Origin of the sequence: Sedimentisphaera salicampi (genome assembly GCF_002117005.1) — a bacterium.
Lineage (GTDB): Bacteria > Planctomycetota > Phycisphaerae > Sedimentisphaerales > Sedimentisphaeraceae > Sedimentisphaera > Sedimentisphaera salicampi.
On record NZ_CP021023.1, the window covers coordinates 985,198 to 1,008,189 of the forward strand.

The following is a 22,992-nucleotide window of genomic DNA, read 5'->3' on the forward strand; positions in this document are numbered from 1 at the left end:
CTATTTCTCTAATGGAATAAAAACACTTGCAACAGTGCCGCCTTCAGCAGCAGAGGCTATGCTGAAGCTTCCTCCAAAAACATTTGCTCTTTCCCTGATACCAATCAGCCCGAGGGAATTTTTGTCGAAAGCTGCAGCATCTTTTATGCCTATTCCGTTGTCTATTACATCCAGCTTAGCGTATTGCCCTTGATTGTAAAGCTTTACTAAAACAAAACTCGCTTTAGCGTGTCTTAAAACATTGGTCATAAGCTCCTGAAATATCCTGAAAACCGCTGTACTGCATTCAGAGTCAAATTTAATTGATTCGTCAAACTCTGTATCAATCATTATATCAGCAGTTTCAGCGAATTTTTCCGCCTGCCATTCAATCGCCGCTGGAAGCCCCATATCATCAAGAAGGCCCGGGCGAAGCTGAGAGCTTATCCGCTGGACGGTTTCGATTATCCCGTCAATCTTATCAGACATTTGATTAATTTTACTTTCTAATAATTCAGACTGCTCATCACTGCCAGGGGCTTTATTTTTCACCCAAGCAAGGTCATACTTCAGCGTAGTGAGGATTGTTCCCAGCTGGTCGTGAATTTCCCGAGAAATCTGCTTTCTCTCATCTTCCTGCACTTTGTTAAGGCGGATATACAGCTCTCTGAGTTCTTTTTTTGAATTATCTATTTCTTTAGTTCTCTGCTCAACCTTTTGCTCGAGAATCTGCCTTGAGCGAGAAAGGGCTGCCTCATACTCCTTTCTCTTTGTAATGTCCCTGCAAACAACCACCACTGTTTCTGTTATGCCGTTTGAATACTTAACCGGGCTCACTGTACACCAGAAATTCATTGCAGAGCTTTTTCTTTCCGGCTTTATTTCAACCTCGCAGTCATGTATTTCACCATCGTTAAAGGCTGCAGCGAGAATGCCTTCCTCTACGTCGGCATTCTTGAAAACAGAATTCCATTTTAAGCCTTCAACCCCGCCAAAAATCCCGGCAGCTGTTTCGTTTGTCCAGCTGATTCGGAAATCATTATTCACAATAAACATGCAGTCTGTAATGGAAGATATCAGTCCCGAAAGCCTCTGCTCGCTCTCTCTGAGCATCCTCTGATTCTCTCGAAGCTGGGTAACATCATTTGCAGCTGTAAGCAGAATTTTCCCCCTCTGTGTATTGATTAAATGAGAAGAAAACAAAACAATAAGCTTTTCTCCATTCTTCTTGCGAACTTTGAGTTCGGATTCTCTAACATATCCCTGCTGCAGGGTTTTCTCTGCGGTTTTGTGCCTTTTTTCTACATCTTCAAAAAGCCGGAGCTGCTGAGATGTTTTGCCGATAACTTCATCTCTCTCAAATCCAAGTACATTGAGAAATGTATCATTAACGTCTATGAATTTGCCGCTTTCAACCGTACTTAAGGCCATCAGAAGCGGTGAGGAGTTGAAGGCTTTGGCGAATTTCTCTTCAGACTCTTTCAACTGAGATATGTCCTTGCTGATTCCGAAAAGCGCCTGCTTTCCATTCCATATGCCCTTGATAACATACGACTCTGCCGGGATTATCGTACCGTCTTTGGCGGCTAAAGGCAAGGGACAGCTTTCCCGCTTGCCCTTAAGCATCTGCTCTACATTTTCACCTGCCTCCTTCCTGTACTGCTCGGGATGGCAAATTAAGATGTTTCGGCCTATAATTTCCTCGCGTGAGTATCCGAGTTTGTTCAGCAGAGGCTGGTTTACCTCAATAATATTGCCCTGCATATCCAAAACAGAAAACAAACTGTCAACAGAGTTAAAGAAGCTGCTTAGATTCGCCTCGCTCTGCTTGAGTTTTTCCGTTAGGAGCTTGCTTTCGTTTATATCCTGATGTATCCCTGCCATTCTCAAAGGCTCGCCCAGCTCATCGAATTCAATGATCCTGCCGCTGTCTAAAATCCACTTATACTCCCCGCTTTTGGTTTTGAGCCTATGCTCCACATGATACTGGTCAACCTCGCCCCTCATTGCTTTACGCAATTCATCCATTACCCTCTGATAATCATCGGGATGTATTCTCTGGCTCCAAGCTTCAATTTTCTCAGGGATGTCTTCAATCTCATAGCCGAGCATACCGGCCCATCTGCTGTCAATTTTAATTTTGCCGGTTTTGATTTGCCAGTCCCATAGGCCAAGTCCTGAACCTTCCAAAGCGAGCGAGAGCCTCTCGGCATTTTCAGTAACCTGCTTCTGAGCTTCCCGCAGGTCTGTAATATCCTGAAGAAACTGTACAGCTCCGCTGATGCTTCCATTCTCCGCGTAGATTGGGTCTAAGTTGGAGAGCATCCATCTTTCACATTCTTTGAAATACATCTCCCATGAATGACCGCCCTTTTCCAAAACAGCTTCAGCAGAATAAATAAAGCCATCCTCTATCTCGCAGCTTCCAAATACACTGCTGAAATGCCTGCCCATCAGCTTATCGGCACTGCTGTTTAGGAATTTTTCCGCTGCCCTGTTAGCTTTAACGATATTGAGATTTTCATCATAAACTATAATAAGGCTCTGAGAGGAATTGAAAGTAGCCTGCCATCTCCTCACTGAAGTGAGGATTTCAGCATTAGCCTCATTGAGCTCTTTTGTCCTTTCAATAACCCTTTCCTCAAGGTGCTTCCTTGCCTTGCCCAGCTCAGATTCATTCTGCACGATCTGCATTTCCATAGAGCTGAATTCCCTTGCCAAAAGCTCAAGCTCTCTTATCTTAGACCCAATCTGCTCAGGTCTGAAAGACTTTCGGTGCTTTGCAAAATCAGCAGCAGCCTGCCGGAAGACCTCAAGAGGCCTTGCAAAGAATTTATTCCCAAAATACATTCCTATCATCACGTTAACGGCAACAAAGGCCAACAAAATCAACAGGAGTTTTACTGTGAGCAAAGCTACCGCTTCAGCGCTTTGGCTTCTGCTATGAGAATATTCAAATTTAAGCCCGAGATCTGCATTCTTTCTCATATGCTCAACGGAACTGCCCCTTGTGCCTATTTGCAGGATAAGATTACTGCCGGAATAGACAGCAAGATGCGAGCCGGAAAGAAGACTCTTTAAAGAAGACTGCTCAACAATCTCGTCCACGGGAATCTCGAGTACCAAGAACCCCTGCACAGTCCCTTTATAATCTACTGGCGAGACAACCCTGAAGAAGAAATTCCTGCCCTGCCGGCTTACAGAAGAAAACTTTTCAATTTCTCCTTCTGCCAGCCTCTGCATCCATTGCTGCGAGGAATAATCGAATAAGGGGTTTTCTTTAGTGCTTTTAATTCTGCTTCCGAAACAGTCTAAAAGGGTTAGCTGGTATTTCCTGCCGAAGAAAGAAAGCGTTTTCATAAAATCCCCTACGCTTGAGAGATTTGATTTCGGCTGCATAACTGCCTGAGTGATAAGCGGAAAATCAGCGTAGTCTTTGAGAATCATATAATGATTATCGATGAATCTATTGAAGATATCATCTGCGGCAAGGGTTTTCTCCCTGCAAGCCCTTTGATCAAGGCTTTTCACCACAGTGTTTGCACCCAAGACAACAAAAAAACACACCACGAGGCCTGTAAGAACAGTAATTGTAAGGATAAAATTCCTTACAGCTTTAGATACAGGGATCAGTTCCGCTGCTTTCTTTGCCCCTTGAATACCATTTCGTTTGTTCTTCATTTCACGTACATCGATTCAAAAACTATTGCATTGTCTCTGCGGTAATGCGCCATAACGTAATCTTCTGCATTCAATGCTTCGTGGGCATCAGGATTATTTTCGGTAAATTCGCTAAAAGGTTTGTTATAAACTTTTATAAGCCCTTCCACCGGTCTATCCAGATTTTCCAGAGCACTTCTCACAGCGGCTCTGTCTATGATTATATCGCCCGTAAGTCCTGCATTTTCTGCGGCTCTTATCAGGATTTTTGTGAGGTCGTAGGCGTGTATAAATCCTGCGGGGGCTTTAATATCTACCGGTTCTTTGATTTTTTTGGGATACAAAGATTTGGCTAACGAGAAAACCCTCCTGCTCAATTCGGTTTGGGGGCTTGAGATAAATGAGAAATTTGTCTGAATGAAGCTGAGCTTAATTTTTTCCCTCATCTGCGCATCTATCTCCTGAGGAAAATCTCCCCCTGTAATGCCCCAGTGGCTGCATATTGGAAGCCTTTTTCCCTCGGGAAGAGAGGCCATTGCCCGTGCGATGGTTTTCCCTTCAGGTGCGTTTGCCACTAGAAAAACGACATCCGCCCCGCTGGTACAAATATCCCTAAGTATTATTTTCGCCCCGTTTTCAGTGAGGTTCCAGTTGAACATTTTTATAACAGCTGGAGAGCCGAATCCAAAATCCCTAATGGCTTTCGTAAGAGATTTCCTGTTCGATTCCCCCCAACCGGTTTGCTCAAGAAGAAGTGCGGGATTCTGATATTCTTTTTTGTTCATCGCATAATCTACGATCACTCCGCCGGCCTTGGAATCATCAATTGAAAGCCGGAAGATCCAATTCTCGGGAGACGGATATCGGGTAATTGGTGCGGCAGCTGCCCATGGATCTAAAACTAAAATGCCATTTTCATTTATAAAATCCCTGTTTGCCAGAAGAGGGGGAGAATGCAGACCGGAAAAAACAGCAAGAGCCCGAGGGTCTTTGAGATATTCCTCCATATGCCTTCTGCTTCGGACTGTATTGCCCTGATGATCTTTAACAACAATTTCGACCCTTCTGCCGTCAATCTTGTTTCCTGCCTCGGCAAGGGCGGTTTCTATTCCGCGTTTTATTGAGGCACCTGATTCTGCAAGCAGAGTCATATCCGCGTCAAGATAGATATGCAGGGGTTCTGGCGTGCTTTTGCTGTTTTTAGATTGAATTTCACCGGCTGCCGGCAACCTTGCGGAGAAGGCTGCAGAAATAAACAGGATAAAAAAATAAAATGCTTTCGACCTCATAATCTCTCCGTTACGCCTGATTATTAAAACCCAAATTTTCGCAGTTTATTTTATTCCTGGCATACAAAAAACAAGGGGTAGTTTATTCTATTCGAAAATTACATGCCGAGCCTGCGTTAATTTACAGTCCTCTCTTTTTCAAAAGCTCGCAAAATTCAGGGGTTATTTCTTGCGCTCGTAAATGCTTGCGCCTGTGGAGTCGTAGGCTACAACTGCAGGGAAATCCGAAACCTCGAGGCGGTGGATTGCCTCTGGGCCGAGCTCAGGATATGCCACCACTTCCGATTTGACTATAGATTTGCTCAAAAGTGCGCCTGCCCCGCCGACAGCACTGAAATGCACTGCTGTATTCTTAATAAGGGAATTGATCACAGCATCGCCGCGGTAGCCTTTGCCTATCATACCGGCAAGGCCGTTATCCAGAAGTATCGGGCTGAATTGATCCATCCTTGAAGATGTGGTGGGGCCTGCAGAACCGGCCGGCCTTCCCTCTGCTGCCGGCGAAGGGCCTACAAAATAAATTATCTGCCCCTCTATATCAATAGGAAGAGGCTCAGAGCGTGCGATGGATTCGGTGAGTCTTTTGTGCGCCATATCCCGAGCGCTGTATATAACGCCCGAGATGAGCACTTCCTCGCCTGCTCTGAGCTCTGCTGTTTTCTGTTTTGTCAGGGGAGTAGAGATCTTCTTTGCCATCAGAAGCCTTCCGCCTACTCCGCTGTTTCCTGCATTTGCCTGCCTGTGCTTGAGGAAAGGTATTTCAGGTATTCGCTGTCTGTTGAGAGCACAGCGTTTGAGCCCTTGAGGTTTTCCTTGTAAGACTCAAGCGTTTTGTAGAAGGCAAAGAAATCGGGGTCGAGGCCGTATGACTCTGCGTAGATTTTAACCGCCTCTGAATCTGCTGAACCGCGAATCTGCTGAGACTCCCTATAAGCCTCTGAGATGATGCGGTTTGTATCATTCTCAATCTTACCCTGAATATTCATCTTCTCGCCCTCACCTTCAGAGCGGTATTCAGCAGCCACGCGGAGCCTTTCTTCCACCATCCTCTCGTAAACCTTCTCACGCACCTGCTCGGTGTAGTTTATGCGTTTAATAAGCACATCCACGAGCTCGATTCCGAAATCCTTGGCCGAAATTTTAGCTTCAGCGAGAATTTTATTCTCAATTGCGTTTCTGCCCATTGATATATTGCTCACATCCTGTTCACGGATGTCCTTCACTTCAACCATCATGGACATCTCTCTGTTGGAATTCCGCACAGCTTCGATAAGCTGATTGCTGGAGATTCTGTTTCTAACAGCAGAATTTATAATATCATCAAGCCTGCTCTGAGCGGCCGTTTCTGTGCGGAGGGTTTTCATAAATTCGAGAGGATCTACGATGCGCCAGCGGCCGAATGTGTCAACGTTGATATAACGTTTTTCCACGGTCGGCATTTGAGTGGGTGTTCCGTCCCATTCGAGCAGACGCTTTTCAAACATATTAACCTTTTCTACAAAAGGAATTTTGAATTTCAGGCCTGCATCCTTTTCAACCCTCTTATACTTGCCGAACTGCGTGATAACAGCCTGCTCGGTTTCTTTAACCGTATAACAGAAGAGGTTGAACGCCACAAAAAGGGCGATAAAGCCCCACAGGATATAATTCGCTATTTTGGTAGGATTCATTTAGATTCCTCCTTTTTGTTTAAATTCATATGAGGCAGAAGCGATTCCACTTCTTTGTCTATAATGTTAAGCTGGCCGATTTCGGGGAAGGCCTCGTTGACAGCCTCGAGATACATTCTTGTACGTGTAACGTCTTTGCTGTTTTTGTAGTTGTTGTAGATTTCTTTGAATCGGCCTGCATCACCTTCAGCCTCATTCACTCTCTTAACAGCGTAAGCCTCGGCCTGCTGCACCATTTTCTGCGCCTCGCCCCGCTTCTTTGGAATAATCTCGTTATACTCTTTCTTAGCGCTGTTTATGAGCTTTTCCTTCTCCTGCTGAGCAGCGTTCACTTCATTAAAGGCGTGCTTCACCGGATCCGGCGGATTAACATCCTGCATCTTCACTGTTACTACAAAGAGCCCTGATTCATAATCATCAAGTATCTTCTGCATGCCGTCTTCAACGAGTTCGTTAATCTCCATCCTGCGTTCTGTAAGCACTTCATCAACCGAAGAATCGCCCACTTCCCTTCGAACTACCGCCTCTGCTACATCACGAAGCATTTTGCGATGGTCTCTGATATTGAACAGGTACTTCTGAGGATCGATAATCCTGTACTGCACAATCCACTGAACGTCTGCAACGCTCAGATCGCCGCAAAGCATAAGCGATTCGCTGGAAAAGTCGCGGCGGTCGTACTGGCTCTCAACGCCTGCTTTAAGCGTTCTGAAGCCGAATTCCTCTTTGAACACGGTGGTTACCTTCGGCGTTGACACCGCTTCAATCCCGAAGGGGAGCTTGAAATGAAGGCCGGGTTCGGCTGTCCGGCTGAACTCGCCGAATCTGGTAACTACAGCACGTTCGTCAGTGTTCACTGTATAGAAAGATCCATTTATGATCCCTATAACCAGTGCTGCACCTATACCAAGCAGTATGTACTTGGAGAAATTGCTTTCAGCATCAAAAAATTGTTTAACCATTTCTACCTCTTAGTCTGATTTTCATTATTTCCCACTATTTTAACAGAAACAACTGTAAACACAAAAAATAATCACTGATTCAAAAAAAATGTGTGCGACAATTTTTTGGGGCGAGTGGCAGAGCTGCAAGTCCGCCTGCGGCGGATGGCGAGTGGCAGAGCTGCAAGTCCGCCTGCGGCGGATGGCAAGTGGCAGAGTGGCAGAGTGGCAGAGTAGCTCGTGGCAAAATCATTAGTGAAAAATTAGTGCTGATTAGTGGTTAAAAAAATATCTCCCCTCTGTGTGCCTCTGACTCAGTCCGTAAATGCTGCGGCCAGTCTGTGATGAACGTCTGCTGTCCACTTATTTCGCCCCGCCTGCGGCGGGTCTTCATGCGTGGCTCGGTTTAAATATCTCGTTTTGTGAAATCGCTGCGAAATACTAACGACAATCAGAGCCGTGCGTGGAGTCCGCCGAAGGCGGACGGAGCAAGCGGATAGATTCGTTGCTCGTGGCAAGTGGCAGAGTAGCGAGTGGCAAAATCATTAGTGAAAAATTAGTGTTGATTAGCGGTTAGTTTAAATAGGGACAGTTACCCATTTATTAGTTTGGCTTTTGGAAGTGAGTAATCCTTCCCTCCCTTCAGCACAAAAGTGTATCCGGAAGGCTCGTCCACATTTCTCTTTTAATAGTTCTTTTCTTTTACGTGGGAATTTCTCCCACACTTTTGTGAACGTTTTTCCCACACCTTTGGGAAGTTTTTCCCACAGTTAGACGCTGGGGGTGTGGGAGTTTCTCCCACATTGCTGTGAACGTTTTTCCCACACTGCCTTGGAAATTTTTCCCACAGTTAGACGTTGGGGGTGTGGGATTTTCTCCCGCACTGCTTGGAACGTTTTTTGATACTCTTCGAGTTTGGCTTTTGGAAGTGAGTAATTTTTTCCTCCCTTCAGCACAAAAGTGTATCCGGAAGGCTCGTCCACATTACTCTTTTCTTTTCTTATTCTTTTATGGTCTAATTTTCGGACAGGTTCCTGTCTGGTTTTCGGGCAGGTACCTGCCTGATTTTTGGACTGGTCGGATTTTCCTACCGGTCTGGTTTTCGGACTGGTCGGTTTTCCCTACCGGTTGGGTTTTCGGGCAGGTTTTGTAAATGTTTGACTTCCCGATACCCTGCTGCTGTATCAGCATACAATTTAAGGAACATCTTCAATCCGCCGGCTGTCCGCCGGAGGCGGAGAGGAATCGGAGCAATCGGAGGGAAGTAAGAAATTAGACAGGATTAACAAGATTTACAGGATGAGATAAAGATAGTGGCCTGTAGCGAGTAGCAGAGCTGCAAGTCCGCCTGCGGCAGAGTGGCCAGTGGCAGAGTAGCCTGTGGCTCGTGGCTCTTTGCAAAATCATTAGTGAAAAATTAGCGGGGATTAGCGGCTGAAAAATCCTCTGCCTGCAAGGGTAATTATTCTGCAAGATGTAAAAAAACAAGCTGCTTCTAAAGTATTTTTACTCGTTTAACAAGAAAAAAATCATTTTGAAAAAAATTTGTATCAGGAAACGATTCAAGCTTGCTATAATAAAAATAAAACAGTTCATTTTTTTAAGGAGTTCAGTAATGAAGATTTGTTTAATTATTGGTGCGGCTTGTCTTTTTGCATCTTTTCCGTGTCTTGCAGAAGACCCCGACTATGGTGATGACATTTCAACTGCCGAAGTTATAGCACCGGGAACAGGGGAGATTTACGGCACCCTCACGCCAAGCGGCGATAATGACTGGTTCAAGTTTTCAAGCCCGGGAAACACCCTTTACCGAATTTCACTTGATTCCACAGAAAACAACTACAAATATATGGAGATTTTCTTCGTTGATGCACTGGGCACAAGCGTAAGACAGACCAGCGGGGGTATTTACGCAGGCTCACTGACGAGGGATGTATTCCTTGAACCGGCAGAGGATGTATGCATAAGGATTTACGGCAGCGAGGGCAATTATTCAGTTGAAGCGGCAGCTCTGGGCACTTACCCCGAGGATTCGTATTCCGATGACTGCTCTTCGCCCACTATGATCGCTCTTGATACGCTGATAGAAGGCACAATCACGCACTTCGATCCAATCCTCCAGCTCCCTGCGGATGAAGACTGGTTCGAATTCGAGGCCGAACAGATGCACAGATATCAGATTCTGCTAGGCGATGCGGACAACAGAAATATGAACTTTTGGCTTTATTATGAAGACTGCGACCCTGTTAATATGAGCGGAACAAGCAAAACTATTGTATCTCTGAATGGCGAAAATTATAAAATTAAAGTTGCAGGCGGGCAGTACGAGAAGGGCGAATACTACAACCTTCAGGTTACAGACCTCGGAATAATGCAGGATGACTATCCGAATTTCAGCGATCAGGCATTTGAAATCACCCCAGGCCCAGATTTAACAGAAGGCTCTATAGACTACAATCAAGACTTGAACCCTGATTTAGACTGGTTCAAATTCACCCCGCAAGCGGAAACTCTTTACAGAATTTCTCTGATAAGCCGCAACAATGGCGGCTACAAGTATTTGCACGTTGCTCAGGAAAATGATTATGGCGAGCTCGTTTCTCACTTCTTTACAGCAGCTTACAATAAAATGGAAACCTATGATGTTTTTATTGAAAAGAATAACACTGTTTATTTTGAGGTTTATGGACACGGCTATTTAGGCGATTATTCCATTGGTGCAGAGATTCTGGAGGCTTTCCCTGAAGACAGCTACTCCGATGATTGCGAAACGGCAAACGAAATAATTGCTGGCGCACCGCCCACAGATGGCACTATAAACAGATCAGACCCTGTAAACAGCATCCCTCTGGATACAGACTGGTTCAAATTTGAGACGCAGCGTCTGCATAAATACGAAATTGTTCTTACACGTTCGGACTACTCAAACGTTAATTTCAAATTGTACGATAACGATTGCAGCCTGCTGCAAAACACCGTTTATAATTACGCCACGATTGTATCCTTGTACGATGGTTTCTATAAAATTAATGTATTTGGAGATGATTCGAAGATCGGTGAATATTACAATCTGAGCGTAATCGACTTAGGCTTAGAGCAGGATGAGTACGGAAACACTTTCGAAGATGCAGCCGAATTTTCTCAGCTCGACGGAACCCCTCAGGCCGGCGAAATAAATTACTCAGCAAATTTCAACACAGACTGGGATGTTATTAAGTTCCTAGCTCCTATGACAGGGAATTATACCCTGGGATTTGAAAATTTATCCGGCGCAGGCTATATGTATCTGCAGCTTTACGAAGAAGAATCTGCGGGAGTGTACAATTACAAACTCGGTTCAAGCGACTATAAGGGAGGATCTGCTACAGTAGTTCACCCATACTTAACCGAAGGTAATTATTATTATATCAAAATTTACGGTGAGCTCGGGCCTTACGAGATATACGTTGAATCGCCGGAACCTCGGTGCGGAGATTTGAACCACCCACATCCAGTTGGCGATGCCAATGAGGATTGCGTGGTAGATATGCTTGATATCGCTGAGATGGCTGGAAACTGGCTTACAGACAACCGTCCGGCAGATTGATTTAAGCACCAGATTCTTCATTCCAGCGGGGCGAACATTCGCCCCGTTTTTTCTGCTGCGCAGCCTGATTTCAGCTCTGGGATGCCTTTATTGCCTGCTCAAAATCGGCAAGGATATCATCAATGTGTTCAGTTCCCACAGATACCCTGATAAAATCCGGCAGCACGCCGGCATCAATTTTCTCTTGCTCAGAGAGCTGCTGATGGGTGGTTGAGGCTGGATGAACCACCATCGTTCTGCTGTCGAGCAGGTTTGTTACGTGAGAGGCGAGCTTAACACTGTTTATAAACTTCTTGCCAGCTTCAATGCCGCCTTTAATCCCGAAGCCCAGAATTGCCCCCTGCCCTTTAGGCAGATATTTCTGAGCATTCATATAATGCGGATCGCTTTCAAGGCCGGGATAGTTTACATAGCTTACAAACTTGTTTGCCTCGAGGAATCTCGCCAGCTCGAGGGCATTTTCGCAGTGCCTCGGTACTCGGAGATGAAGCGTTGAAAGGCCGTGCAGAAACATATAAGCATTAAAGGGAGACATACAGCCCCCGATATCCCTAAGGGTTTGTATGCGAAGCCTCGCCGAGAGAGCTACCTTGCCGAATTTCTCGCACAGTTTAAGGCCGTGATAGCTTGCGTCAGGCTCTACCATATCAGGGTATCTGCCTCGTGCCCAGTTGAAATTTCCGCTTTCTACAACGATTCCGCCTACGCTGGAGCCGCGTCCGTCTATTATCTTTGTGCAGCTCTGCACAACTACATCCACACCGAAATCAATCGGCCTTATCAGCATCGCTGAGGTAACAGTATTATCGCATACAACAGCCACCTGACTTTGGTGGGCAATTTTTACAATCTGCTCAATCTCGGGCACATCGTTCTTTGGGTTGCCTATAGTTTCGAAATACACCATCTTAGTTCGGTTGTCTATATGCCCAGCGAAGGTGTCCGGGTCGGTGGAATCGGCAAAACGCGTTTCTATGCCCCATTTCTTGAGCGTGTGGGTGAAGAGGGTGCTTGTTCCTCCGTAGAGCGAGCTTGAGGATACGATGTTATCGCCCTCTCTGCAAAGCGCAAGAACCACACCCGCAATAGCAGCCATACCTGAGCTGAAAGCTACCGCCTCCTGCCCCCCTTCCAGAGCTGCAATGCGTTTTTCGAGTATTCGAACTGTTGGATTTGTAAGCCTTGAGTATATATTGCCTTCTTCCTCAAGCTCAAATAAATTCGCCGCCTGCTCGGTGCTGTCATAATGATAACCTGTGGTCTGGTAGATAGGCTCATTAACGCTTCGAGTCTGTTTGTCTCTTTCGTAGCCTGCGTGGATTGCAAGCGTATCCAGATGATATTTATCTTCCATAAATGCTCCTTTCGGGGTAAATTCAGTATCCAGCATTATACACCGGCTAGGGTGTTATTCAACCTTGCGTATAAGCTCTGAGGGCAAGTCAAAAAAAATATTTTCTTGAAAAAGATTCTGCCGGATATAGAATCACCGTCTTGAAAGTGCTATCTTTATAATTTTACTATTTATAAGCGTTTAGAGATGAAGTACATACTAAAGAAGAAATTTTTTCTTATTCTCCTCGCCTCAGTGTTAGCAGCAGGCGGTTGCGGGAAAAACCCTGAAGATCAGGCGGCAGAAAAAGCGGGCAAGCAGATTGAAAAAGCTGTACGGACTGTACAGGACTACAAAGCCGAAACCGGCGGGCACGACTTTCAGGCCGCTATTGAAGAGGTGGAAAAGGCAAGAGAATACGCTGAGAAGGCTGGCGGGAAGGCAGAGCAGGTTCACCTGCTTGCCGGCAGGCTCTACCAAGCCAAAGCGGAAAAGCTCTCTGATAAACTCAACACCATCTCGCTTGAGGCAGGCAGCGTGATTGAAGATGCAGGCGATAAACTCTCAAAACTCTCGGAATACGCCTCCGATATGGAGATGGTGAAGATGCTTTCAGAAACCGGCACTTCTGAGAAACAAAAACTCCAGAAACTGCTCGAAGAGAAATCAGGCATAGAGGCAAAGATATCCGAAAAGAAAGACCTGCTCAGCAGCATTGAATCAAAGATCAATGAATACAAATCAGAGGTCGAAAACGTTAAGTCTTCTCTGGTGAAGATAAAATCTGAAACGGTAAACCTTTTCAACAAAGCTGAATTGAAAAGCGGCGATAAAAGAGCAGAGCTTGAAGACAAGGCCTTCAGCATTATAAGAGGAAAGGCAAGCGGTAAGTCTCAGTTTTCGCTTGAATCTCAGATGCAGAAACTTATGGATAAGCTCGAACCGCTGAAAGCTGAAAAAGAAAGCATTGAAAACCTTCTTTCAATGCTCAAAAATGATGCCGAAGAGGTTAGAAACAGGATTGATTTTCTCAAAAATATGGATTCTGAGCTTGGCTTCTCCGAGCAGCTTTCCTATCTTGGCGGTCTTATTGAAAAGGGAAGAGCTTATGTTACAGACAAGGCTGGAAAGCTTGATTCTGTTGTAGAGGGCTTTTCGGCAAGGGCATCCGAGATCGAAAAGATTTATTCGGATGCAATGCAGGCTTATTCTGAAGTGAAGGGCAATCTCTCCTCAGATGCAGCTGTCCAGAAGGCGCAGGTTCAAAGCTCCCTTGTTTCGCTGAGGAACACTCAGGCAGAGTTTTTTGGTTCGGTTTCAAAATCTTTGAATAATCTCCGCACTCTTCAGCAGCAGGAAGCCGCTGTTTTGCCGGAAGCTTTGATAAGCAAATGTGAAGAAAAGCTGAATCAAGCTGAAAGCAAAATAGATGCAGCATTTGATAAAAGCTTCGAGCTGTACCAGAATGCTTTAGATGCGGCGGAAACCAACTCCGGCAAGGACGCAGCGGCAAGAGGCTATATGAGGCAAATCTACAGCAGACTCAAGCTCGCTGAGGAAAGAGGCGGAAATGAGCAGCTTAAAGAAGAGCTTCTCAAAAAGCTCGATTCAATAAAAGACTATTCAATAAAGAACGACCCTCAATTCGGCACGAGCTATCTTGCCGGCCTCTTCAAAGAATACGGGATCGATTTCAAAACCGCTCAGCAAAAACTCATGGAGAAATACGAAAACGCCAAAGTGGCTTTTTCGCAGGTTTCAGGAATGGAAAAGCAGGACAGGCTCGACCGGCTGATGTATCTGATCGAAGAATTCGACAAGCTCGACAAACCTGAAGACCAGCAGGCATATCAGGATATCGTAAAATCAATTTTCGAGCTTCACAAAGAAGACTGGATTGAACTCAGCGAGGATGCAGCAAACTCCGAAAACCTTGAACTGTTCTCTGACTATCTTGCTCAGGAAACTCAGTCTGCCGCTGAAACCCAGATTGAAAAAGGAGCTGGTGAAGCCGCAGCAGAAGAAGAAGGTATGGCAGGCGGCGAACCCAATATGCCTTAATCCTTTTCTCTCGAAAAAATAATACTTAAACATCTCAGCTGGCCGGTGCACGAAAATGTGCCGGCCAGATTTAATTATACTCACACATAATAGTTATAAAAAGTCCGCAATGCGGGGAATAATATGCCTATAGACATTCAACACTTAAACGTTGTCTTAATGATGGGAGTCGTAGTATTCGGCGGAATACTGGGAGCCAAGCTTTTCCAGCGCCTTCACGTACCGCAGGTTATAGGGTACATTGTGATAGGTGCTATAATTGGAGAGAGCGGGCTGAAGATCATCTCCACTGAAACGATAAAAACCCTTGAGCCGCTGAATTTCTTTGCTCTTGGTATAATCGGCTTTATGATAGGCGGCGAGCTGAAGGCCGAGATCTTCAAAAAGTACGGCAAGCAGTTTATGAGTATCCTTTTAGGCGAGGGTATAACAGCCTTCCTGCTCGTAGGAGCTGCCAGCGGAGCGATATACTACCTGTTCACAAAGGACATTCAGATGGCCTCTGCAGTAGGCCTTGTGCTCGGAGCAATCTCCTCGGCCACAGACCCCGCTTCCACAATCCAGGTTCTCTGGGAATATAAAACCCGCGGGGTTCTAACTACCGCCGCAACAGCGATAGTGGCCCTGGACGATGCCCTTGCCCTCACGCTCTACGGAATCGGTACAAGCGTAGCTGGAATTATAGCAGGCGGAGCGGAAGGCGGAGTGGCAGCTTCGCTGCTGAGCGCTGTCTATGAGCTTGGCGGAGCGATTGTTCTGGGCGTAGCGGGCGGATTCATCCTGCAGTGGATCCTCAAGCGAACCCACGATACAGACAGTATGCTTACATTCGCTGTAGGCTCGGTACTGCTTACAATCGGGCTTAGCATTGCCCTTCATTTCGACGTAATCCTCTCCTCCATGTGCCTCGGGCTCACGATCGTGAACATCGCACCAAGGCTCAGCTCTCAAACATTTAATATGATACAGAAATTCAGCCCGCCTATATACATACTTTTCTTTGTATTCGTTGGAGCGGGGATCCAAATTCAGGGGCTTAAAGGCGCAGCTCTTGCGATAGCTGCGGGATATGTGGTTTTCAGGAGCCTTGGAAAGGTGGGCGGAGCATTTATTGGAGCTAAGATTTCAGGTGCGCAGGCTGTAGTGAAGAAGTATCTGGGCTGCTGTCTGTTCGCTCAGGGCGGCGTTGCAGTTGGGCTGAGTATTATGGCGAGCCACAAATTCGCCGACCAGCCGGAAATTGCGCAGATGATCGTGCTTGTGGTAACTGCTACAACGCTGTTCGTTCAGCTTCTCGGGCCGGTTTCTGTGAAGTATGCAGTTAAGAAGGCCGGCGAAATAGGGCTGAACGTAACTGAGGAGGATCTGATAAAGAAATACAAGGTGCGCGATGTTATGGTTGAAAATCCCGTAACTATATATGCCTCCCAGACCCTTGATGAAGTGCTTAGGATATTCTCAGAAAACGATTTCACCTACTATCCGGTAGTGGAGGATTCAGGGAAGGTTATAGGCTCTATGTCTATTGAGGGCATAAAAGAAACGCTCAAATACAGGGACACTGCAAGCTGGCTTTTGGCATGCGATATTATGAAGCCCATGGAAGACCACATAAGCCCCGATATGGAGCTGGAAGAGGCGATGCGGTATTTCAGGGCGTACAACATTGATTACGCATGCGTTATTGAAGACGGCAGCGATAAAATCAAGGGACTGTTTGACATCCGCCTTGCGAACAAGAAAATCTCGGCTGAAGTGATTAAGTGCAGAGAACACGCCGACCACGGCGAAACCTGCCCAGAATGCACTGCTTAAAATAAAAATAATATGCAGCAGAAGAAAGATTCAATATACTCAGAGTACCGCGAGAAGGTGGCGGATTTCGTTTTTGACAAGAACGTAGTAAGCGTTTTTGATGATATGATCCGGCGGAGCGTGCCGGGATATGCAACGGTTGTGGCGATGACGAAAGTTTTCGCAGAGCAGGTTGCCGAAGACGGGGCTGTGTGCTACGATCTGGGCTGCTCGCTTGGAGCGTCTGCTATTGCAATGCGAAGAGGCTTAGAGCATAAGAAAGGCTGCAAAATAATCGCTGTGGACAATTCAGAGGCGATGGTAAGCCGGTGCAGGCATATAGTAGAGCAAGACCCGAGCAATGTAAAGATAGATGTTCGCCGGGAAGACATCCTCGATACCAAAATCGAAAACTGCTCACTCTGCGCTGTAAATTTCACTTTGCAGTTTCTCAGCCCTGAAAACAGGGATGAAATTATAAGAAGAATCGCCTCAAACACCCGACCGGGCGGTATGCTGCTTTTATCAGAGAAGATCTGCTATGAAGATGAGCAGGAGCAAAACTTTCAGGTAAAAATGCACCATAAATTTAAAAGTTTAAACGGCTACAGCGAACTTGAGATAAGTCAGAAGCGTAGAGCTCTTGAAAATGTACTTGTACCGGACACAACAAAAAAACATTTCAGCAGGCTTAGTGAAGCTGGATACTCTCAGTTCTATCTGTGGTTTAAGTGTTTTAATTTTATCTCAATTGCAGCAGTAAAATAGTTTGAATCTATTTTGAAAATCACTTGATTTATATAAGTTGATGTTCACAATTGTATGGCAGTGTTCTTAAATTTAGGAAAAATCTTGAAAGGAAAAAAATGAAACTTATCAAATCTTTGTTAATAGTAACCCTGTTAACTGTAACTTTCGCAGCAGCGGAAGAGGCGGAGAAACAATCAGAAACTAAAGACCTCAGCGGCGTTGCGGCTATCGTGAACGGCGAAAAGATCGGTATGGATAAGGTAAACAGCCTTGCCGAAATGACCCTGAGCAGGTATCCAAAGCAGATGCGTGAGTCTCAGGCTAAGAAAATCAAGAAACGCGTGCTTGATACAATCATCTTCGGTGAGCTCGTCTCTCAGAAGGCAGAAGAAATGGGTATTTCAGTGAGCGATGAGAGATGCGAGAAGGAAGTAACCGATATGATTTCTTCCAAAGACATCACTCTTGAGCAGTATAAGAAGATGATTGAAGATTCGGGCAAGGATTACGGCGAGCTGCTCGATCAGGTGCGCAGGAGCCTTGAATTTGAGAAGATTATCAATAAGCTCTCTGCGGACGATGTGAAGGTTAAGGATAAGGAAGTGAAAGAGTATTTCAATTCCAACAAAGAAAAGCTCGCTAGCCCTGAGCAGGTTAAGGCAAGCCACATACTCATTAAAGCCGAAAGCGATGAAGACAAGCAGGCAGCCAAGGAAAAGACTGAAGAACTTTTGAAGAAAATCAATGACGGCGCCGACTTCGCTGCGATCGCTAAAGAAAACTCAGACTGCCCAAGCTCAGAGCGCGGCGGGGACCTTGGATTCTTCTCACGCGGAAGAATGGTTGGTGCGTTCGAGGATGCAGCTTTTGCTCTGGATGTTGGCGAAATGTCTGATGTAGTAGAAACTAAATTCGGATACCATATCATCCTTGTTACTGACAAAAAAGAAGCCAAGGAAGCGGTTTTTGAAGACCAGAAAAACGAAATCCGTGAGCAGCTTGTAAATCAGAAGATGGGTAAAGCAGCGGATAAAATCCGTGAGAATATGATGCAGGCAGCCACAATCCGCTACTCAGACGTATTCAAACCAGAAGAAAAAGAAGCGAAAAAGCAGGCGGAAAAACAAGCTGAAGGCACTGAGCTGAAAATCGAAGAATAATCGCTAAGATTAAATAAAGCAACATCAGCGGCTCAGGTGTAGAATCCTGAGCCGTTTTTTTGTGTTAATAGAAAACTTTTTTCAATTTTTTGCAAATCTTTGAGAACTTAAGCAAGACTTCCCCGTAAAGCATTGTGATGAAACGGTTTAATGAGAAATAAAGTCAAATAAAAATTTTTCAATTTTTTTTGCTTTTTCTCTTGACCTCTTTAAAAAACTTAATATCATAACGATTGTTTTAGAGGGAATGGTTCCTGTACGTCAAAACTTTTACCTCTCAAAACAGTGGATGCGGGAGCAAACGCAAAGCTGTATTAAACAATAAACAGCTTGACTTTTTTTGCCGATTCGATATTATCTGCGGCTTCCCGCGGATGTGGCGGAATTGGCAGACGCGTTAGCTTCAGGTGCTAATGGGCTTTACGCCCGTGGAGGTTCGAGTCCTCTCATCCGCAATTCTCCTTAAAAAACACATAACAACAACCAACACAAAGCCTCCTTAAAAACGCGAGGGCAGATCGCAACGATCTGCCCACTCTTTTTTTAAACGAATCAAATTTTTAACAGCTGTTATTCTTCCCCCATGTGAAACTAAAACTGCCCTGTTTCTTCGCAGCAGCGGGGGAATCATCAAGGGATTGTTACTTTCTATCGGCCTGTGATTATTCCGCCGGCAACGATATTTTCGTCTTTCACCAGCACGAATCTGCCCATCTCCTGAGTGCTGTTGAAATCATCGAAGGCGATTTCCTTTTTCGTTTTGATAATCACCTCGCCTACTTCGAGATTTTCCAGCTTTGTGCCGTTTTCTTCAAGCACCTTGAGCGTTGAGGAGTCTATGCGTTTCTCGATAGTATCTATAGAGCAGCGGGTCTGCTGGGTTGCGCAGCGGATGAAGAGCCTTTCGGATGTATCGAGGGGGCGTTTGCTCATCCAGAAGATTCTCGCACGGAAGCAGTCTGCAAGGGTCGGCTCGCCGCCTTCTCTGCATACGATATCGCCTCTGTCGAGGAAGAGGGCATCTTCAGTTGTTATGCCGATTGATTCGCCTGCGCACGCCCTTTCGGGCTCCTCAAGGAATTTCTCCACAGACTGCACCTTTGTTTTCTGGCCTGAGGGGATCACCTTCACGGCCTCGCCCTGCTCAATGCAGCCCGCTTCCACGCGTCCGGCATTTATCCGCTTGTCATCCACCTTGTAAACATCCTGCACGGGTAATATGAGGCTCTTGTCCTCAGCGGGGATCCTTCCTTTGAGGCTGTCGAGGCTGTCGAGGAATGTTGGGCCTTTATGCCAAGGCATATTCTCCGAGGGCTTTGCGATATTATCGCCTTTTGCGGCGGCTATCGGGAGCGTTATATCGGAGCTTGCTCCAATGGATGCGAGAAACTCCTGCACATCGCTTTGAACCTGCTTGAATCTCTCTTCGCTGTATTGGACGAGATCCATTTTGTTTATTACTGTGATTATCTGCTTGAGGCCGAGCATATTGAGCATATACGAGTGTCTTTTTGTCTGCTCCATCACGCCCTCTTCGGCATCTACAATCAGAACTGCCGCCTCAGCCTGAGATGCTCCGGTGATCATATTCTTCACAAATTCGACATGCCCTGGGGCATCAATGATAACGTAATGCCGCTTGTCTGTGCTGAAGAAAACCTGCGTTGTGTCTATCGTAACGCCCTGCTTGCGTTCCTCTTCGAGGTGGTCGAGCAGGTATGCGAATTCATTCTCATCACGCCCGCGGGATTTGCTCATCTTCTCCATCTCGGCGATCCTGTCTGGCTGGAGTGAATCGGTGTCGTAAAGCAGCCTGCCGATGAGGGTTGATTTTCCGTGGTCAACGTGTCCGACTATTACGAAGTTCAGTACATTATCCATATATCTGCCTTTGCTGTTTGTTATAATTATTTAGCATTCATTAACCTGCTGAAATATATTCTGCAGGGATTATTTTTCAAGCAAAAAGAACAAGCTCAAAAGAAGAGTTTGAGCAGTGTAAAGAGCCCGAGGGCCATAGTTATCACTGCTATGAGCATCTTCATATTCCCAGAGCTCACCTTCTTCACCGCAAGCGCAGAGAGCGGAACGGAAAGCACCGCACCCGTGCATAGCCAAGGGGCGAGGCGGAAATCGAACGGCTGCTTGAGAACGTACACATACAGCACAACGCCTACAAGGCAGGTCAGCCCTTCGGCGAGGCTTGTTATGCCCACAGCGCTTTTGCTGTTTACTCCTGAGAGGATCTGGCCGCTGGTTACTACGGGGCCGTATCCCCCGCCGGAGATCCCCTTGTTGAATGAGGCAAGCACGCCGAGAAACGTCATCTTATGCCAGGAGAAGCGGAAAGTTTTCTTGAGGCATATCATTATCAGAAGTCCCATTGAGAACACCAAAACGCCGATATAGAGCTTGAGCCAGAATTCGGGGATATTCACAGCCACGTAAATCGCTGCAACCGTGCCGACAACGCTGCACAGAGAAAGGAGGATTGCGATTTTGAGGTGCCTCGGGGTGTTCTGCTTGAAGCTCTCGATATAGCCTATGCTGCTGAGCTGCTCGGCAATCTTGCGGGCGTTCATCGTTTCCGGCCTCAGATTTACATTTCCATGGAAGTGGTGCAGTACTGCGGCAAGCAGCCCGCTTACCAGCTCACTCAGCAGAACAGCGGGGACAATCTCCAGAGGCTCGAAGCCGAATAGAAGCATCAGAACAGGAGTCAGAGTTGTCCCGTAGCCCATTCCGAGCGTGGCGTCTACAAATTCGCAGAAAAACGCTATGATTATCAGTCCGAAGCTTTGCAAAAAAGGCCTACTCTTTTCTCATCACAACAATAAATTCTCTGCTCATAGTTGCACTCTTCGCGCCTGTTTTGTTTGTTGGGCTGTTTTTGGAGGGCATTCTTTTATTTGGGATGTTTCTATTAAAAGTGTCAATGTGCCTCAAACCATTATCTTCAAAGAAAGCTTTAGTAATTTCATCAGTGGGCAAAACTGTGTTTTTAACAATTCTATTCCCAACTACATAACAGCAAAAAGCCCCGTCTCTTATTATCTTGGAGATGTTGCTGATTGATTTATAGTAATCTTCGTAAAATGACAACACTTCAATCGCTCTCTTCTCATCGATTTGTCTTATCTTATCAATTGATGAATCAACTTCTTCAAAGCCCATTTCGTGAATCTTGGAAAAATACCGTTTACCGCCCATTAAATTATTATCGACTTTGTTTGGCTCTTCAAGGTCAAGCCATTGACTTGCGAGACGGGAAAATTGGCCATAGGCAACAGTAGTTCTGCTGTCCCCATAGGGAGGAGAGGTTACTACAAGATCAATTTCAGAGCTTTTCAATGGTTCAACAGTTTTTACTGTGTCGAAACTGAGAATCTTTGTTTTGGCATTTACGCCCTGCATAATTTCTGAATATTCTAATAAGCCTCGGATATTTCTTTGCAGCTTAGAGAGAAATATCCCGTAAACATCAGGAGAAAAGCTTTTTCTTTTAGCTTCAGGGATTCTAACTAATTTAAATTCGCTATTTCTTGTGTAGCTTGCTTCTCTAATTGTTTCGCTAAAGGCAACATAAAAAAACAGTGAAACTGTTCTGTCCTCAATCTCATCTATGTACCGCTTTATATGTGATAATTTCTCAATCACTTCTTCGCTAAACCAAAAATGTAAATTAGGAAATACCGGCAAGTTTGCCTTTTCTTCCTCAACGCATTTAAAGCTGCTGGAAAAAAAAAGGTTAGAAAAAAAATCAATTTTTGATTTTATTTTTTCAATTTCCGGCAACGCAGTCTTTGCTTCAGCTATTAGTCTTGCCAATGGATTTAAGTCTGTTCCTACTGCATTTATTCCGTTTACATTTGCTTCTACCAACGATGTACCGGATCCGCAGTATGGATCAAAAAGCTGCTGAGCATCAGAGCCGTAATATTTAATTAACCTATTGGCAATTTGAGGAATCATCATAGCAGGATAACCATGATAACAATGGGTATATGTCTTAGTGTTTTCAAGCCTAAAATCCCAGTCTGTATCAGGCAATGTTTTTGCGTATGACATTACAAATCCCTCCTTTTTCCAAAAATCAAAGGCAATTTATGTTCATACACCCTAAATGCAGTTCCATGATTTCGGGCTCTTGTTCCCTTATCATGCAACCTCAAATCTACAAAAACATTTTCCTCTTTAAACTGATTCAAAAGGTTGGCGTGCGTAATCTGTTCTAATAACTGCGCTCTGTAGAAATGGAAATATTCAATATCTCCTCTTTGTTCAGTAAAGGCAGAGACAAAAATTAAGGCTGGGATTTTCTCCTTAAATCTTTTCACAAGAGAGTCAATTTGCCATACAGCAACTATTTCTCCGCTTATATGCCTAACTGAAATATCAGTTTCAGTTAAATGCAGAAAAAGTCCCTGGCTGTTAGGCTTGAGCTTCATTGTAAAGTATATACCCAGTCTGCCATTAGAATCCTCAGAACCATATTTCTTTATCGCTTCAAGAGGCGGAATTTGCCATGCTTTATTGTTAAAAGTGAAAAGAGTAATCATAGACTGAGAGTTTTGTCTATGAGTTTTTATCTCGGCTTGAGGAATATCTGAGAGGGCGAAATTATTTTCATCTATGCCCATCATTGTCTCGAATGTATATCCTATGCCGGTAGGGCCTTTTCTTAAAGAACGAACGTATTGCTTATCCCTTAATTCTTGAAACTTCTCAGTGAATTCTTCTAATTTCATAGCTGTATCATAAGCCCCAAT

At 45.2% G+C, this 22,992-nt stretch carries 15 protein-coding genes and 1 tRNA gene; 6 read left to right on the top strand and 10 right to left on the bottom strand.

What is annotated here, in order from left to right:
* From STSP1_RS03655 to hflK, 5 genes are all read right to left on the bottom strand, one after another.
* Complete coding sequence (locus tag STSP1_RS03655) at positions 1 to 3,660, bottom strand: PAS domain S-box protein (RefSeq protein ID WP_085755046.1); 3,660 nt, start codon at positions 3,658 to 3,660, stop codon at positions 1 to 3.
* Complete coding sequence (locus STSP1_RS03660; protein ID WP_161491595.1) at positions 3,657 to 4,790, bottom strand: ABC transporter substrate-binding protein; 1,134 nt, start codon at positions 4,788 to 4,790, stop codon at positions 3,657 to 3,659. Before STSP1_RS03660 ends, STSP1_RS03655 begins: the two co-directional genes overlap by 4 nt.
* Before the next feature lie 300 nt (positions 4,791 to 5,090).
* The gene (locus tag STSP1_RS03665) at positions 5,091 to 5,624 is read right to left on the bottom strand and encodes a Fe-S-containing hydro-lyase (protein WP_085755048.1); all 534 of its coding nucleotides are present in this window, start codon (positions 5,622 to 5,624) and stop codon (positions 5,091 to 5,093) included.
* Between the two features lie 14 nt (positions 5,625 to 5,638).
* A complete protein-coding gene (gene hflC, locus STSP1_RS03670; protein WP_085755049.1) occupies positions 5,639 to 6,598 on the bottom strand; it encodes a protease modulator HflC in 960 nt (319 codons plus the stop codon).
* The gene (gene hflK / locus STSP1_RS03675) at positions 6,595 to 7,560 is read right to left on the bottom strand and encodes an FtsH protease activity modulator HflK (RefSeq protein WP_085755050.1); all 966 of its coding nucleotides are present in this window, start codon (positions 7,558 to 7,560) and stop codon (positions 6,595 to 6,597) included. The genes hflC and hflK overlap by 4 nt, the downstream gene beginning before the upstream one ends.
* A 1,594-nt stretch (positions 7,561 to 9,154) precedes the next feature.
* Here hflK and STSP1_RS03680 point away from each other — a divergent pair.
* Positions 9,155 to 11,125 (top strand): hypothetical protein, encoded by a 1,971-nt coding sequence (locus STSP1_RS03680; RefSeq protein WP_085755051.1) that lies wholly within the window; start codon positions 9,155 to 9,157, stop codon positions 11,123 to 11,125.
* Between the two features lie 70 nt (positions 11,126 to 11,195).
* Here STSP1_RS03680 and STSP1_RS03685 read toward each other — a convergent pair whose 3' ends face one another.
* Positions 11,196 to 12,479, bottom strand: a complete 1,284-nt coding sequence (locus tag STSP1_RS03685) for an O-acetylhomoserine aminocarboxypropyltransferase/cysteine synthase family protein (RefSeq protein ID WP_085755052.1) — start codon at positions 12,477 to 12,479, stop codon at positions 11,196 to 11,198.
* A 186-nt stretch (positions 12,480 to 12,665) separates the two neighbouring features.
* On the opposite strand from STSP1_RS03685, the gene STSP1_RS03690 reads away from it, so the two are divergent.
* The 5 genes from STSP1_RS03690 (at position 12,666) to STSP1_RS03710 (ending at position 18,678) form a co-directional block, all read left to right on the top strand.
* Complete coding sequence (locus STSP1_RS03690) at positions 12,666 to 14,519, top strand: hypothetical protein (protein WP_085755053.1); 1,854 nt, start codon at positions 12,666 to 12,668, stop codon at positions 14,517 to 14,519.
* A gap of 123 nt (positions 14,520 to 14,642) precedes the next feature.
* Positions 14,643 to 16,334: a cation:proton antiporter domain-containing protein gene (locus STSP1_RS03695; RefSeq protein WP_085755054.1), complete on the top strand. Its 1,692-nt coding sequence runs from the start codon at positions 14,643 to 14,645 to the stop codon at positions 16,332 to 16,334.
* 12 nt (positions 16,335 to 16,346) lie between these two features.
* Positions 16,347 to 17,081 (top strand): carboxy-S-adenosyl-L-methionine synthase CmoA, encoded by a 735-nt coding sequence (cmoA, locus tag STSP1_RS03700; protein WP_085755055.1) that lies wholly within the window; start codon positions 16,347 to 16,349, stop codon positions 17,079 to 17,081.
* A 98-nt stretch (positions 17,082 to 17,179) separates the two neighbouring features.
* On the top strand, positions 17,180 to 18,223 hold the full coding sequence (locus STSP1_RS03705; RefSeq protein WP_085755056.1) for a peptidylprolyl isomerase: 1,044 nt from the start codon (positions 17,180 to 17,182) through the stop codon (positions 18,221 to 18,223).
* 370 nt (positions 18,224 to 18,593) lie between these two features.
* A tRNA-Leu gene (locus STSP1_RS03710) sits at positions 18,594 to 18,678 on the top strand.
* Between the two features lie 193 nt (positions 18,679 to 18,871).
* On the opposite strand, the gene STSP1_RS03715 is transcribed toward STSP1_RS03710, so the two are convergent.
* The 4 genes from STSP1_RS03715 to STSP1_RS03730 all read right to left on the bottom strand — a co-directional run bounded on the left by STSP1_RS03715 (position 18,872) and on the right by STSP1_RS03730 (position 22,971).
* Positions 18,872 to 20,104, bottom strand: a complete 1,233-nt coding sequence (locus STSP1_RS03715; RefSeq protein WP_085755057.1) for a sulfate adenylyltransferase subunit 1 — start codon at positions 20,102 to 20,104, stop codon at positions 18,872 to 18,874.
* A gap of 95 nt (positions 20,105 to 20,199) precedes the next feature.
* On the bottom strand, positions 20,200 to 21,027 hold the full coding sequence (locus STSP1_RS03720) for a sulfite exporter TauE/SafE family protein (RefSeq protein WP_085755058.1): 828 nt from the start codon (positions 21,025 to 21,027) through the stop codon (positions 20,200 to 20,202).
* A 7-nt stretch (positions 21,028 to 21,034) separates the two neighbouring features.
* Complete coding sequence (locus STSP1_RS03725) at positions 21,035 to 22,291, bottom strand: hypothetical protein (protein ID WP_085755059.1); 1,257 nt, start codon at positions 22,289 to 22,291, stop codon at positions 21,035 to 21,037.
* Positions 22,291 to 22,971, bottom strand: a complete 681-nt coding sequence (locus tag STSP1_RS03730) for an MvaI/BcnI family restriction endonuclease (RefSeq protein ID WP_085755060.1) — start codon at positions 22,969 to 22,971, stop codon at positions 22,291 to 22,293. Before STSP1_RS03730 ends, STSP1_RS03725 begins: the two co-directional genes overlap by 1 nt.
* Between the last annotated feature and the right edge of the window lie 21 nt (positions 22,972 to 22,992).